At 67.0% G+C, this 14958-nt stretch carries 10 protein-coding genes; 5 read left to right on the top strand and 5 right to left on the bottom strand.

Going from position 1 to position 14958, the window contains the following annotated elements; genetic code table 11:
* The first annotated feature begins 6 nt into the window (after positions 1-6).
* The 4 genes from parE (at position 7) to ACYRGX_RS21695 (ending at position 5580) form a co-directional block, all read left to right on the top strand.
* The gene (parE, locus tag ACYRGX_RS21710; RefSeq protein WP_473054491.1) at positions 7-1896 is read left to right on the top strand and encodes a DNA topoisomerase IV subunit B; all 1890 of its coding nucleotides are present in this window, start codon (positions 7-9) and stop codon (positions 1894-1896) included.
* A gap of 34 nt (positions 1897-1930) precedes the next feature.
* Entirely contained in the window at positions 1931-2455 is a 525-nt protein-coding gene (locus ACYRGX_RS21705; RefSeq protein ID WP_473054490.1) for a retropepsin-like aspartic protease family protein, read from the top strand.
* Positions 2456-2462: 7 nt separating this feature from the next.
* Positions 2463-4721 carry a DNA topoisomerase IV subunit A gene (gene parC, locus ACYRGX_RS21700; protein ID WP_473054489.1) on the top strand — a complete coding sequence of 753 codons (2259 nt, stop codon included), beginning with the start codon at positions 2463-2465 and terminating at the stop codon, positions 4719-4721.
* A gap of 154 nt (positions 4722-4875) precedes the next feature.
* On the top strand, positions 4876-5580 hold the full coding sequence (locus tag ACYRGX_RS21695) for a PqiC family protein (protein WP_473054488.1): 705 nt from the start codon (positions 4876-4878) through the stop codon (positions 5578-5580).
* Positions 5581-5698: 118 nt separating this feature from the next.
* Here the strand turns inward: ACYRGX_RS21695 and ACYRGX_RS21690 are convergent, their stop codons facing one another.
* Positions 5699-7273, bottom strand: a complete 1575-nt coding sequence (locus tag ACYRGX_RS21690; protein ID WP_473054487.1) for a histidine kinase — start codon at positions 7271-7273, stop codon at positions 5699-5701.
* A 121-nt stretch (positions 7274-7394) separates the two neighbouring features.
* Here ACYRGX_RS21690 and serB point away from each other — a divergent pair, with 121 nt between their 5' ends.
* Positions 7395-8612, top strand: a complete 1218-nt coding sequence (gene serB / locus ACYRGX_RS21685) for a phosphoserine phosphatase SerB (protein WP_473054486.1) — start codon at positions 7395-7397, stop codon at positions 8610-8612.
* A gap of 318 nt (positions 8613-8930) precedes the next feature.
* Here the strand turns inward: serB and ACYRGX_RS21680 are convergent, their stop codons facing one another.
* The 4 genes from ACYRGX_RS21680 to ACYRGX_RS21665 form a co-directional block, all read right to left on the bottom strand.
* Positions 8931-11039 carry an EAL domain-containing response regulator gene (locus ACYRGX_RS21680; RefSeq protein ID WP_473054485.1) on the bottom strand — a complete coding sequence of 703 codons (2109 nt, stop codon included), beginning with the start codon at positions 11037-11039 and terminating at the stop codon, positions 8931-8933.
* 8 nt (positions 11040-11047) lie between these two features.
* Positions 11048-12877 (bottom strand): molecular chaperone, encoded by a 1830-nt coding sequence (locus tag ACYRGX_RS21675; protein WP_473054484.1) that lies wholly within the window; start codon positions 12875-12877, stop codon positions 11048-11050.
* A gap of 105 nt (positions 12878-12982) precedes the next feature.
* Positions 12983-13837 (bottom strand): archaetidylserine decarboxylase, encoded by an 855-nt coding sequence (gene asd, locus ACYRGX_RS21670; RefSeq protein ID WP_473054483.1) that lies wholly within the window; start codon positions 13835-13837, stop codon positions 12983-12985.
* Complete coding sequence (locus ACYRGX_RS21665) at positions 13834-14658, bottom strand: rhodanese-like domain-containing protein (RefSeq protein WP_473054482.1); 825 nt, start codon at positions 14656-14658, stop codon at positions 13834-13836. The genes asd and ACYRGX_RS21665 overlap by 4 nt, the downstream gene beginning before the upstream one ends.
* Between the last annotated feature and the right edge of the window lie 300 nt (positions 14659-14958).

Here is a 14958-nt window from a genome sequence, read left to right as displayed (position 1 = left end):
AGAACCATGGCCACCTATAACGCCGACGCCATCGAAGTCCTCTCCGGGCTCGACCCGGTGCGCAAGCGCCCGGGCATGTACACCGACACCACCCGGCCCAACCACCTGGCCCAGGAAGTCATCGACAACAGCGTCGATGAGGCGCTGGCCGGACACGCCAGCAGCGTGCAGGTGATCCTGCATGCGGACAATTCGCTGGAGGTGATCGACGACGGGCGCGGCATGCCGGTGGACATCCACCCCGAAGAGGGCGTCCCGGGTGTCGAGCTGATTCTCACCAAGCTGCACGCGGGCGGTAAGTTCTCCAACAAGAACTACCAGTTCTCCGGCGGCCTGCACGGCGTCGGGATCTCCGTGGTCAACGCCCTCTCGACCCGTGTCGAGGTGCGGGTGAAGCGCGACGGCAGCGAGTACCTGATGACCTTCGCCGACGGCTACAAGGCCAGCGACCTGGCCGCGGTCGGCAGCGTCGGCAAGCGCAATACCGGCACCAGCGTGCATTTCTGGCCCGATGCGCAGTACTTCGATTCGCCGAAGTTCTCCGTCAGCCGCCTGAAGCATGTGCTCAAGGCCAAGGCGGTGCTGTGTCCGGGGTTGTCGGTGGTGTTCGAGGATCGCGCCAGTGGCGAGAAGCTCGAGTGGCACTACGAGGACGGCCTGCGCTCCTACCTGGCCGATGCCGTTTCCGAGCTGCCACGGCTGCCGGAGGCGCCTTTCACCGGCGCCCTGGCTGGCGAGCGCGAGGCGGTCGACTGGGCGCTGCTGTGGCTGCCCGAAGGCGGTGAGGGCGTGCAGGAGAGCTACGTCAACCTGATTCCCACCGCCCAGGGCGGTACCCACGTCAATGGCCTGCGCCAGGGGCTGCTGGAAGCGATGCGCGAGTTCTGCGAATTCCGCAACCTGCTGCCACGCGGCGTCAAGTTGGCGCCCGAGGACGTCTGGGAGCGCATCGCCTTCGTGCTCTCGATGAAGATGCAGGAGCCACAGTTCTCCGGGCAGACCAAGGAGCGCCTGTCCTCCCGCGAGGCGGCCGGTTTCGTATCCGGCGTGGTCAAGGATGCCTTCAGTCTGTGGCTCAACGCGCACCACGACCTAGGCCTGCAACTCGCCGAACTGGCCATCAGCAACGCCGGACGGCGGCTCAAGGCGGGCAAGAAGGTCGAGCGCAAGAAGATCACTCAGGGCCCGGCGCTGCCCGGCAAGCTGGCCGACTGCGCCGGCCAAGACCCGGCGCGCGCCGAGCTCTTCCTGGTCGAGGGCGACTCCGCAGGTGGCAGCGCCAAGCAAGCGCGGGACAAGGAATTCCAGGCGATCATGCCGCTGCGCGGGAAGATCCTGAATACCTGGGAGGTGGACGGCGGCGAAGTGCTCGGTAGCCAGGAGGTGCACGACATCGCTGTGGCCATCGGCATCGACCCCGGTTCGACGGACCTGGTGCAACTGCGTTACGGCAAGATCTGCATCCTCGCCGATGCCGACTCCGACGGCCTGCACATCGCCACCCTGCTGTGCGCGCTGTTCGTTCGTCACTTCCGCCCGTTGGTGGAAGCCGGTCACGTCTACGTGGCGATGCCGCCGCTGTACCGCATCGACCTCGGCAAGGAGGTGCACTACGCCCTCGACGAGGGCGAGCGTGATGCCATCCTCGAACGCCTGACCGCCGAGAAGAAGCGCGGCAAGCCGCAGGTCACCCGCTTCAAGGGCCTGGGCGAGATGAACCCGCCGCAGTTGCGCGAGACCACCATGGACCCGAACACCCGGCGACTGGTGCAGCTCACGCTGGACGACTTCGACGCGACCCGCGAAATCATGGACATGCTCCTGGCGAAAAAGCGTTCCGGCGATCGCAAGCAGTGGCTGGAGAGCAAAGGCAACCTCGCCGAGGTGCTGGTTTGACGAGCCCTCGGCGTCTCCCTGGGAGCTTCGCCCGTTGAGCGCGCAGCCACCGGGCCGGCGCCTGGGCCGGGTGATGCTGGTGCTGGCGTGGGTCGCCGGCCTGGCCCTGGCCACGCGTTTCTTCGGTGACTGGATCGAGCGCCGCGACAACCCGAACGCACAGCCGACCTCGGTGCATTCGGAGAACTACATCGAGGTGACGCTGGCCGGCGACGGACAGGGTCACTACAGCGTCGGCGGCTCGATCAACGGCGAGCCGGTGACCTTCCTGCTCGATACCGGCGCCACCGACGTGGCGATTCCCCAGGCCCTCGCCGAGCGCCTGGGCCTGCCGCGTGGCGCGGGCATCCCGCTGCTCACCGCCAACGGCCGCAGCGATGGCTACCGCACCCAGGTGCAGCGCCTGCGCATCGGCGACATCGAACTGCACGATGTCCGCGCATTGGTGGCACCGGGCTTCGACAGCCCGCGGGTGCTGCTGGGCATGAGCGCGCTCGGCCAACTCGAATTCACCCAGCGCGACGGCACCCTGGTGCTGCGCCAATACATTCAACCATGAGGCACGCATGAGCGAATCCCTCGACCTGAGCCTGGAAGGCGTCGAACGCCGGTCGCTGGCCGACTTCACCGAGCAGGCCTACCTCAACTATTCCATGTACGTGATCATGGACCGCGCGCTGCCGCATGTCGGCGATGGCTTGAAGCCCGTGCAGCGGCGCATCGTCTACGCCATGAGCGAACTGGGCCTGGACGCGGACTCCAAGCACAAGAAGTCGGCGCGTACCGTCGGCGACGTGCTCGGCAAATACCATCCGCATGGCGATTCGGCCTGCTACGAAGCCATGGTGCTGATGGCGCAGCCGTTCAGCTACCGCTACACCCTGGTCGACGGCCAGGGCAACTGGGGGGCGCCGGACGATCCCAAGTCCTTCGCCGCCATGCGCTACACCGAGGCACGCCTGTCGCGCTACTCCGAGCTGCTGCTCGACGAACTCGGCCAGGGCACCGTGGACTGGGTGCCGAATTTCGACGGCACCCTGAACGAGCCGGCGACCCTGCCGGCGCGCCTGCCCAACCTGCTGCTCAACGGCACCACCGGCATCGCCGTGGGCATGGCCACCGACGTGCCGCCGCACAACCTGCGAGAGGTCGCCAGCGCCTGCGTGCGCCTGCTCGACGAGCCGGGTGCAACGGTCGAACAACTGACAGAGCACGTGCCCGGGCCGGACTACCCGACCGAGGCGGAGATCATCACCCCGCGCGCGGACCTGCTGAAGCTCTACCAGACCGGGCGTGGCTCGGTGCGCGCCCGCGCGGTGTACCAGGTGGAGGACGGCGACGTGGTGGTCACCGCGCTGCCGCACCAGGTCTCCGGCGCCAAGGTGCTGGAGCAGATCGCCGCGCAGATGCAGGCCAAGAAGTTGCCGATGGTCGCCGACCTGCGCGACGAATCGGACCACGAGAACCCCTGCCGCATCGTCATCGTGCCGCGCTCCAACCGCGTCGATGCCGAAGAGTTGATGACCCACCTGTTCGCCACCACCGACCTGGAGTCGAGCTACCGGGTCAACCTCAACGTGATCGGCCTCGACGGCAAACCGCAGGTCAAGGACCTGCGCACCCTGCTGGTGGAGTGGCTGCAGTACCGCGTCGGCACCGTGCGTCGTCGCCTGCAGTTCCGCCTGGACAAGGTGGAGCGCCGCCTGCACCTGTTGGAAGGTTTGCTGGTTGCGTTCCTCAACCTCGACGAAGTGATCCACATCATTCGCAGCGAGGACCATCCCAAGCCGGTGTTGATGGAGCGCTTCGAGCTCAGCGAGCTACAGGCCGACTACATCCTCGACACCCGTCTACGTCAATTGGCGCGGCTGGAGGAGATGAAAATCCGTGGCGAGCAGGACGAACTGGCGAAGGAGCGCGAGAAACTGCTCGCGTTGCTCGGCAGCGAGGCCAAGCTGAAGAAGCTGGTGCGCAAGGAAATCATCGAGGACGCGGAGAAGTATGGCGACGAGCGCCGTTCGCCGATCGTCGAGCGCGCCGAGGCCCGTGCCCTCTCGGAAAACGAGCTGATGCCGTCCGAGCCGGTCACCGTGGTGCTCTCCGAGAAAGGTTGGGTGCGCTGCGCCAAGGGCCACGACATCGACGCCGGGGCGTTGGCCTACAAGGCGGGCGATGGCTACCGGGCGGCCGCGCCCGGACGCTCCAACCAGTTCGCCGTGTTCATCGACTCCACCGGGCGCAGTTACTCGCTGCCGGCTCACTCGCTGCCTTCCGCGCGGGGGCAGGGCGAGCCGTTGACCGGCCGTCTGACGCCGCCGCCGGGGGCGTCCTTCGAGTGCGTGCTGCTGCCCGAGGATTCCGCGCTCTACGTGTTGGCCTCGGATGCTGGCTACGGCTTCGTGGTCAAGGGTGAGGATCTGCAGGCCAAGAACAAGGCCGGCAAGACCCTGCTCAGCCTGCCAGCCGGCGCACGGGTGGTGGCTCCCCGGCCGCTGGGTAGCCTGGAGGACGATTGGCTGGCGGCGGTCACCACCGAAGGGCGGCTGTTGCTGTTCCCGGTGCGCGACCTACCGCAACTGGCCAAGGGCAAGGGCAACAAGATCATCGGCATCCCCGGTGAGCGCGTCGCCAGCCGCGAGGAATACCTCATCGACCTGGCGGTGCTGCCGGCCGGTGCCAGCCTGTCGTTGCAGGCCGGCAAGCGCAGTCTCACCCTGCGCGCCAGCGATCTGGAACACTACAAGGGCGAGCGTGGACGCCGTGGCAACAAGCTGCCGCGCGGCTTCCAGCGCGTCGACGCGCTGTGCGTAGAGCCCAGCGCCTGAGTTCCAGCGGTTTGCGCGACGTGTCAACCGGACCTAAGGGCGGACGGTGCTGGAGTCTGCCGCCGCTTTGGCGGATCATGGACAGTCTGGAGGGGGCGCACCACGCCCCAGTCCCGTTTACTCGCCGCCACGAGCGGCCCTATCGGTGGTTTTCATGACCGTAGTACGTCTATTTTCCGCGCTGACGCTCCTGGGCCTGGTGGCCCTGGGCGGTTGCGCCCACCAGCCGCTGCCGATGTATCAGCTCGATGCCGGGGCGCCGCTGGCTTCTTCGCGTGGTTCTGGCCCCAAGGTCCTGCTCGGCCCGGTCGAAATGGCCGATTACCTGCATCAGGACGTTTTGTTGCAGCGTCAGACCGACGGCAGCCTGCTGCCAGCCCGTGACGGGCGCTGGGCGAGCCGCCTGGACAGTAGCGTTGACGATCTGCTGTTGCGCCGCCTGGCCGCGCGGCTGGGTAGCGAGCGGGTGGCCTTGGCGCCGGCGCAGGGCTTCGATGCTCAGGTGCAAGTCGAGTTGAAGATCACCCGTTTCGATTCGGGGCCTCAGCAGAGCGCCGTGCTCGATGCGCAGTGGCGTCTGCTGGATGGCGCCGGGGTGATTCGCGAGAGCCGCGTGGTCAGCCTGCAAGCGCCGCATGACGGCAGCACGGCCGACCAAGTGCGGGCGCAGAGCGAGTTGCTCACGCAATTGGCCGAACGTCTGGGGGATGCCGTGGTGCCCGTCGCGCGCCTCGCCGCGGCGTCGCGCAAGCCGGCGGCGCCCGCCGAGCCGGCACCAGCGGCCAAGCAGCCCGAGCCGTCCCCGGCGATTCCGGTGGCCGAGCCGATTCGCACCGACGTGGAAGTGTTTCGCTTCTGAGGTCGTTCACCGCTCCGGCGTGGTGAACGCAATCTGTGCGTAGGGTGGAAGACTCGCCTCGCGATTTTCCACCGTTGCCTTTCAGTGCGGGGCAGCAGCGCTGCCCCGTCCACAGGCTCTAGGACTGCATCAGGCTGGTGCGCATCCGCGCAAGCTGGCGCTCCAGCATCGCCGGGTGCGGGTCGAGCAGACGTTCGACGCAGCCGGCGCCGGGCGGGCTGGCGATTGGGCGGATGCGCGCGCGGCGGCGCAGTTGCGGGTCGTCGCCGATGCTGCGTTGTACCAGCAGCAGGTTGCGACTGTGCTGGGACAGCGCCAGTGCCGCCAGGGCCGCCTCGCTGAGCAGCAGTTCGGCCTGGCCCAGGCCGCTCAGGGCCTCGCCCTGGGTCAGACCCAGCTGCAGTTGCAGGGTGATGCCACTGTCGACCACCTCGATCTGCAATTCATGCCCCAGCACGCGCAGCAGCTCGCCGCAGCACAGGCCATGGGCAAGGTATTCGTCGCCGCAGTCGCGGGTGTGGAACAGCACCAGGCTGCTGCCGTCGGCGAGGGTGTGCAGCTCGCCGCGATAGAGCCGTGCCGCTTGCTCCAGGCAATTGCGATAGCGCTCCAGCAGCGCCTGCAAGCGCGTACGCGGCAGTTGTCGCAGTTGCTCCTGGGCGCCCAGGCGCACCGCCAGCACGGCGCTGGCAGACGGCACGGCCGGCGCGGCGGCGACCGGCGGCAGCAGGGGCTCGGGGGTCGTCTCCACGACGGGGGGCGCGGAAACCTCGTCATCCAGCGCTCCGAATGAGCTCGGCGGGCGAGCCAGCGCCGGGCGACGATCGAAGGCGTCCTCCTCCTCGTCGTCGGCCACGTTGCCGAGGCGCGGCTCGTCGTCGAAGTCGTCCTCCCAGGCGGGCTCTTCGTCGGCTTCCTCGAAGTCCTCTGCCGCGCCCTCGGTCTGGTAATCGTCCTCGTAGTCTTCTTCGTAGTCGTCCTCGTGCTCTTCCTCGGCACGGGGCGGCACCAGGCGCGCCTGCATCTGTCGGGCGAGGTCGCCGATCTCGTCCTGGCGGCCGGCGCCCGGCGCCGGATCGTCCGGGTCGCGCAGCCAGACACGCAACTGCAACAGCGGCGTGGAAATATGCCTGCCCAGGCGCAGCGAAAGGGTCAGCGTCAGAGCCAGCAGGATCAGCGCAAGGATGCCCATGCTCTGCAGACTGATGGTCATCGGCTGATGGAACTGACGCATGTCCAGCGCGATGCGCAGGTGCCCGGCGATGACCTCCTGGAAGGTCAGCGGCGTGGAGAACAGCCCTTCGGAGTCTCCCAGCAGGTTCTGCCCGGGGCGCGAACCGGCCTCGGCGAGGATGCGGTTGTCGACGCTGTAGATGGCGGCATGCGCCACCAGCGGGTTCTTCACCAGGTTGCCGAGCAGCACGTTGAGGCTGAGGATGTCGTTGGCTACCAGCAGTTCGGTCGCCGAGGCGGCCGTCTGCGTGGTCAGACTCTGACCGACGGCTTCGGCCTGGTCGGCCATCGCCTGGCGGAACTGCATGCCCATGACCCAGGCGTAGATGACCAGCGCCAGGGCGACCAGCAGCAGGCTGTGGGCGACGATACGCAAGGCGATCGGCACGCGTTTCTGGCTCAGGGCACGGAAGAGTAGAACGAAGAAGTTATCTGGCTTGACGGGGGCGGGCCGGTTCACGGGGCGCGGCTCTTGGGCAGGGAATTCGCGGCAGTATACGGAAAAGCGCCAGCGACCCGGAAGCCACGGCCATTCGCCAGCGGTTAGAATATCGGGTCAATTCTTCCGGCGGAGCTGCACCTTGCGCGAAATCGTCCTGATCAACATCACCGGCGAAGACCGTCCCGGCCTCACGGCCGCGGTCACCGGCATCCTGGCCCAGGGCGGGGTGAACATCCTCGATATCGGTCAGGCGGTGATTCACGACACGCTGTCCTTCGGCATCCTCGTGGAAATCCCCGGAGAGCGCGGCGCCGCGGTGCTCAAGGAGCTGCTGTTCGCCGCTCACGAGCTGGACCAGCAGGTGCGTTTCACCCCGGTTTCGGCCGAGCAGTACGAGCATTGGGTGAGCGGTCAGGGCAAGGCGCGGCACATCGTGACGCTGCTGACGCGCAACGTCACCGCCGAGCAACTGCACCGGGTCAGCGCGATCACCGCGCGTTATGGACTGAACATCGATCACATCGACCGTCTGTCGGGTCGTCGTTCGCTGCGGGAGCCGAGCGAGCAGGCCAAGGGTTGCATCGAGTTTTCGGTTCGCGGCGAGCCGCAGGATCTGGCGGCGTTGCGCGCCGACTTCCTCAGCGTGGCGCAGGAGCTGGAAGTGGATATCGCCTTCCAGCGCGATACGGTGTATCGCCGCAACCGCCGCCTGGCGGTCTTCGACATGGACTCGACGCTGATCGAGGCGGAGGTCATCGATGAACTGGCGAAGGCCGCGGGCGTCGGCGAGCAGGTCGCGGCGATCACCGAGCGGGCGATGCGCGGCGAGCTGGACTTCCGCGCCAGCTTCAAGGAGCGCCTGGCGCTGCTCAAGGGGCTCTCGGTCGAGGTGCTCGACGACATCGCGGACAACCTGCGTCTCACCGAAGGCGCCGAGACGCTGTTCCGTGAACTCAAGCGCCTGGGCTACAAGACCGCGATTCTCTCCGGTGGCTTCAGCTACTTCGCCGAGCGCCTGCAGCGTCAGTTGGGCATCGACCACGTGTTCGCCAATGAACTGCAGATCGAGGCGGGGCGTCTGACCGGCGTTGCGGTGGAGCCGATCGTCGACGCCCAGCGCAAGGCCGACTTGCTCACGCAACTGGCGGAGCAGCACGGCCTGCGCCTGGAACAGACCATCGCGGTGGGTGACGGTGCCAATGACCTGCCGATGCTTGGCCTGGCCGGGCTGGGCGTGGCCTTCCGTGCCAAGCCACTGGTGCGCCAGTCGGCCAAGCAGGCCATCTCCACCCTGGGCCTGGACGGCATCCTCTACTTGTTGGGGTATCGCGAGCGCGAGGGCGACGGCCTCGACTGAGGCGTCGTCGAGCCCTAGGGCCTGTTCCCGTTTCATTCGCGAGCCGCGGATGGCCGCCCCGCGTTCTCGCCAGAAATGGCCTGCGGTTAGGCGCAGGACGCAGCCAATGGTTATTCCCTTGGCAAGTCCTGCAACGACAGCGCAGGCCATTTCTGGCACAACCTCGGCGGCCCCACCCTACGGGCCGGTGCCTGTTTTGGCGCGATACGGCGTTACTCGTCTTGGACTTACCCCGGTAAGCCCTGCGATTCGCGCCTTGTCTCCCGCCAAAACAGGCGCCGGCGCGGCCGTGAATGAAACGGGAACAGACCCTAGGCCTTACTCATCGGAGGCGAACTCGTAGTCCATGGTCAGGCTGGGGCCCTGCAGGTAGTAACCCTGGATGTAGTTGGCGCCGGCCTGCCAGAGCATCGCCAGCAGGCTGGCGCTGTCGACGAAGGGCACGATGCTCTGTTTGCCCTGGGCGCGCAGCTCGCCGAGCATCTCCTTGAGGATGTCCTGGTTTTCCTTGCGCTCCAGTTGGCTGGCGAAGGAGCCATCCAGCTTGACGTAGTCCACGTTGAGGTGGCGCAACGTATTGAAGGGATTCAGCGAGCAGCCGAACTGGCTGATGGCGATCTTGCAACCCATCTGCCCCAGGCCCTCGGTGAACAGGCGCGCCTGCTTGAGCTGGGCAATGGCGTCCTGCTCGTGCAGTTGGAACACCAGCGCATCGGCCGGCAGCCGTGCGGCCCGCAGCGCGGCGCCGATCCAGCCGAGCAGGCCGGCCTCGCGCAGGCTGGCGGCGGTGAGGTGGACGAACAGGCGCGTCTGATTGCCCTTGCTGCGATGCTCGGCGAGCAGCTTGACCGAGTTGAGGATCACCCAGCGATCGATCTTGCCGGCCAGGCCGTTTTCCACGGCGGCCTGGATGAACTGGCCTGGCGGGACTTCCTGGCCCTGGGGATCGAGCAGGCGCAGCAGGACGTCGTACTGTTCTTCGGTATCGCCGCGCAGGCTGATGATCGGTTGGAACAGCAGGCGGAAGGCATTGCGCTCGAGGGCCTGGCGGATCATCGCGGTGACGTCGCCGCGGTTGGCGGCGGCGGCCAGCTCCTCGGTGGGATCGAACAGCTTGATGCCGTTGCGTACCTGCTCCAGGCAACGGTGCGCGCGTTCGATGATCGTGCGCGCCTGGGGCGTGCGTTCGTTGACCCCGGCGGCGCCGACGGACAGGGTGATCTGCACGCTGCGGCCCGCCACTTCGAACACCTGACCCTCGACCTTGCGCAGCAGCTCGCGTAGCCGTGGCTCGCTTTGCTGCGGCGTACAGCCGGGCTCCAGGGCCGCGAACACGCCGTCGCGAAAGCGCGCCAGCTCGGTGTCCGGGGAAAAGTGCTGGCGCAGGAGCACGGCGAGGTCGGCGAGCAACTGGTCGAACTGCGCCAGGCCGATTTCGTTGAGCTGGGTGCTGTAATGGTCGATGCCGATCAGCGCCAGGCTGGCGGGCTTGCCGCCTTTGATCACTTTTTCCACGGCGGTATCGATCAGCTCGAGGAAATGCGGGCGATTGTAGAGCCCGGTGACCTGGTCACGACGGCTGATCTCGCGGATCTGCGCCTGCAGGTCGGTGCTTTCCTCGTGGCCGCGGATAACGACCTGCACGCAGGGTTCGCCATCGAAACTGGCCTGGGAGAACACCATGCGTGCGGGAAAGCGCTGGCCCTGCGCGTCCACGCCGCTGCATTGCAGCTCGCCAGCGGGCTGTCCGGGGGCGTTGCGCAGCAGTTCGCGAAATTCCGCGCCGTCGCAGTCCTCCACCAGGTCGATGATGGGGATGCCTGCCAGATCGTCGAGATCGGCGTAGCCGAAGCGCTTGAGATAGGCGGGGTTGGCGTAGACGTGCATACCGTCGTGGACGTAGGCGATAGCGTCCACGGCGCTGTCGAGCAGCGTTTGCGCACGCTTTTCGCTCTCGCGCAGGGCCAGCTCCGCATGGCGGCGGGCGCGCCGTTCTTCCAGGTTGGCCAGTTCGCGGGTGGCGACCCGCAGCAGGCGCTCGTCGTCGCCTTGGGGCACGGCGTCCTGGGCGCCCACGCGCAGCGCTTCGGTCACGGCCTGGGGATCGTTGCCCTCCACCAGCAGCAGCACCGGGATGTCCTTGGCCTGGCGGGCGATGGTCTCGATGGCGACCAGCGGGTCCATGTCTTCACTGTTGGGGGAGCAGATCAGCAGGTCCCAGCTCTGTTGCAGGGCGTCGTCGAGATCTTCGGGGGACGTCAGACGATGCACGCGGGTGGCATTGCCGGCGTTGCGAAACAACGTGACCACGCGCTCGGCTTCATTGTGCGAGCCTTCGATCAGGAGCAGCCGAATGGTGCGGCGCTCGCCGGGCAGGCTGGTCGGCTGCGTCGTCTTGATCGGCGCAGGACTAGGCGAGAGGATCATCGGGCGCTCTACAGGGACTTCCACAAGGAATCAAAGTCTTCCTCCGAGACGGCGCTTTCAGGCGCCTGGCTGGTGACTTGTTCTTGGACGTCCTGTTCCGCCGGAAGGTCCAGCCGTTGATACTCGAACTGACCGAAGCTGCCGGTACTGGCCATGCTGTGATTGAGCACGGCGTGGTATTCCTCGCCGTTGAGGTTGATCAAGACCTTGCTGCCTTCCTGGAACGGCAGGCGTGGCGCCAGCACCGAGGCGGGCCGGGAGATGGCCGCGATGGCCGGCAGCAGCAGGGCGCGCAGGTACTGGCTGCCGTGGCTGGTCTTGTGCAGCAGGCGCAGGCCGCAAGGCTGCGCCTGTGGGGAAATCAGCTCCACGCCCATCTGCGTACCGCCGCCGCGGACCTGGCGGATCCAGCGCACCACGGCGATGCTCCAGCCCTGTTCGGCGGGTGCATCGTCGCTGGTTTCCGCACTGTCCTGCAAACCGAGCAGCTCTCCGGCTTGCAGTTGCGCGGGCACCTCGCGAGGCCAGGACAGGCAGTAGCCGCCAGGACTGTGGTTGACGATGCGCAGGGTGTGCGTGGGATAGCTGTCGTCTGCCTCGATGATTTCCGCGGTGCCGTCCTCGGCGGGCGGCGGCGCGTTGTGATAGCTGATTTCCTCGTAGGCCATCACGTTCTCTGAGCTTTTCTGCGCATCGAAGGCGTTGGCCCAGGCGTCGTTGCCTCCCGCCTCGAAGTGCGCCGACTGGAATTCCTGGGGCGCGCGCAGGACCTCCGAAAACTGCCGCCTTCCCGCGATGAAGTAATGCACGGCGCTCATCCCCAGGCACAGGGTCAGGCTGCCATGGCCAGGCAGGCGCTGGAAGCTACGCTCGGCGATGTCGCCCCAGGTCGAGCTCAGGTGCTGCAACAGGTCGGGGTTGATGCCGGCCGGCACGCGCAGCTCCGCGTCGCCGCGGGCTTCGCGGGGCAGCGCCAGGTACTGCTGGATCTGCTTGACCAGGTGACTGGTATCCAGGCCGAGCAGTTGCTGGCGCTCACCGTCCTCGAACAGCGTCTTGTAGCGGGGCGGGCTGTCCATCTGCGGTGCTACGGCGAACTGCGTGCTCGGGTTGCCGACGGGCGTCAGGTAGGCGTACTCGCACCACAGCTCCAAAGCGCCGGCCAATTGCGCGATGCCGCCCTGGCGCATCTGGTTGGTCCGCGCGCAGCCCAGCAGCAGGGCACAGAGATAGGACTGCTCGATACTCAGGCTGCTGGCGTGGCGGGCCAGTTCATCGGTGACCGGCTGGCTTTCCTGGGAGTGCTGGCGACCCAGCCGGTAGAGCTGGTGCAGTTCGAACCAGAGTCCTTCGGGCATCGGGCAATAGAGCTGGCTGGAGCGCACCAGGGGCGCATAGAGGCTGCGCATGGCGCGCTGGATGGCGTTGGTCAGTAGCGCCGCGCGCTCCTTGCTCGGGCGCGAGGCGACGGCCACGACGACCAGCTTGTAGCCGATAGCCAGGTGGTTCTGCAGGGCCTGACAGAGATTGGCGACCTTGCGCGGGCGCTCGTCGAGAACCACCGAACGCCCGAGGAAGTGCTTCTCCAGGTGCTGGCAGACGAAGTAGACGTCCGGGCGCAGCAGTTCCACCAGTTGCAGCCGCAACTCGGCTGCCAGCACCAACTGGTTGAGTTCGGTCAGCGCCTGGTAGAGCTGGCGAGCGGTTTCACCGATGTTGGCCTTGGGGAGTTCGGACAGCCAGCGGCGCAGGTCGCGCACGCTGGCCTCGGCGAAAGTGAGCCGCTGCTGGCTGGGAGTGGGCACGCGCAATGCCAGGTGAGGGCTCTGATTATCCATGTAGAGCGGCTACTCCCGCGGGTCCTCGTTGCGTCGTCTGGGGCTGGTTTTCCGGAACTCTAGCAGCATCGCAGATGGCGTGCAGCCATCGCTGCCGTCGTGGGTTCATGGGCGATCCAGGCGCTGCCCCATACAGACCGGCGACAAGGTGCCGAGCGCTTCGGCCCAACGCACCTGCTCGGCGCCGAACAGCAGGATCACCGTCGAACCGAGCAGGAAACGGCCCATTTCCGCACCACGCTCCAGGTGGATGGGCGCCCGCGCGGTTTCGTCGTAGCGCCAACTGCGCAACTGGCGCTTGGGCGGTGTTACCAGGCCGGCCCAGACCGTCTCGATGCTGGCGACGATCATCGCGCCGACCAGCACCATGGCCATCGGCCCACGCTCGGTATCGAACAGGCAGACCACCCGCTCGTTGCGGGCGAACAGCTCCGGGACGTTCTCCGCGGTGGTCTGGTTCACCGAGAAGATGCGTCCGGGGACATGCACCATCTCGCGCAGGGTGCCGGCCAGCGGCATGTGCACGCGATGGTAGTCGCGCGGTGACAGGTAGATGGTGGCGAAGTCGCCGCCCATGAAGGGCGCGGCGCGCTCGGCGTCACCACCGAGCAACTCCAGCACGCTGTAGTCGTGGCCCTTGGCTTGGAAGATGCGCCCGTTGCGGATTTCACCGAGCTGGCTGATGGCGCCGTCGGCCGGGCAGACCAGCGCTTTCGGATCGTCCGGCAGCGGGCGGGCGCCCTCCTTGAGGGCGCGGGTGAAGAAGGCGTTGAAATGCGCATAGGCGTCCGGGCTCTCCAACTGAGCCTGGCTCATGTCCACGTCGTAGCGGCGAATGAAGGTGCGGATGAAGGCGTTCTTCAACCAGCCGACCCGGCACTGCGCCAGGCAGCCGGCCAGGCGCGAGATCAGATGGTGCGGCGCCAGGTACTGCAGGGCGATGAAGAGACGGTCTTTCATGGGGTTTCCTCGGTGCTGATAGGCGTCTGCGGGTCGTTGCCCCATTCGGCCCAGGAGCCGGCATAGGCCTTCACGCGCGGATAGCCCAGGGCCTTGGCCGCTAGATAAGTGAAGCCGGAGCGATGGTGCGTCTGGCAATGGGTGATGATCTCCTTGTCAGGCGTGATGCCCAGCGCCTGCAGGTGTTCGCGCAGGTCGCTGCGCATGCGCAACTGGCGCTGCGGGTCCATCCCGGCGGTCCATTCGAAGTTCACCGCGCCGGGGATGTGCCCGCCGCGCGTGGCAACCCGTTTCTCGCCACGGTATTCCAGCGGCCCGCGCGCATCCCAGACCAGCAGGTCGGCGGCGCCCAGGCGCTGCAGCAGGTACTCGCGCGTAGCGGTCGGCTCCTCGTGCAATTGCAGGACCACCGGGGCGCCCGCGGGCGCTGGCGTGTCCTGCGAGAGCGGGCGCCCCTCCGCCTGCCAGGCCAGCAGGCCACCGTCGAGATAGTGGTAGCGGCTATGGCCGATGACATCGAGCAGCCAGATGAAGCGCCCGGCCCAGCCGCCGCCTTCGTCGTCGTAGACCACGTAGACCGCTTCCGGGCGGTGTCCCAGCTCGCCGAACAGCCGTTGCAGGTCATCCAGCGCCGGTGCGTGACCGGGCACTGGCGGTGGGCTCTGGGTGCGCTTGGGGTCGACGAAGCGGGCGCCGGGAATGTGTCCTTCGGCGTAGCGCGCTGCGCTGCTCAGGTCGACCAGGATCAGCTCGGGGGCGTCCAGGCGGGCGGCGAGTTGCTCGCTGTCGATGACCAGCGCAAGGTCGGAGAAGTCGGGCATGGGGTGCTCCGCAGACTGTCGAGGCGGGGATTGTAGCGGAAAAGCCCCTACGAACTGCGCTGTCGTTGCGGCGTGCAATACGCAGCAGGCCTAGGGCCTGTTCCCGTTTCATTCACGAGCCGCATTGTCGCCAGAAATGGCCTGCGATTAGGCGCAGAACGCAGCCAATGGCCATTCCCTTGGCAAGTTCTGCAACGACAGCGCAGGCCATTTCTGGCACAACCCTACGGGCCGGTGCCTGTTTTGGCGCGATACGGCGTTGCTCGTCTTGGACTTACCCCGGTAAGCCCAGCGACTCGC

The sequence above is a fragment of the Pseudomonas sp. R4-15 genome, from assembly GCF_055768815.1.
Note: the sequence above shows the minus strand (reverse complement) of the source record. Positions and strands in the feature narration are given on the sequence as shown.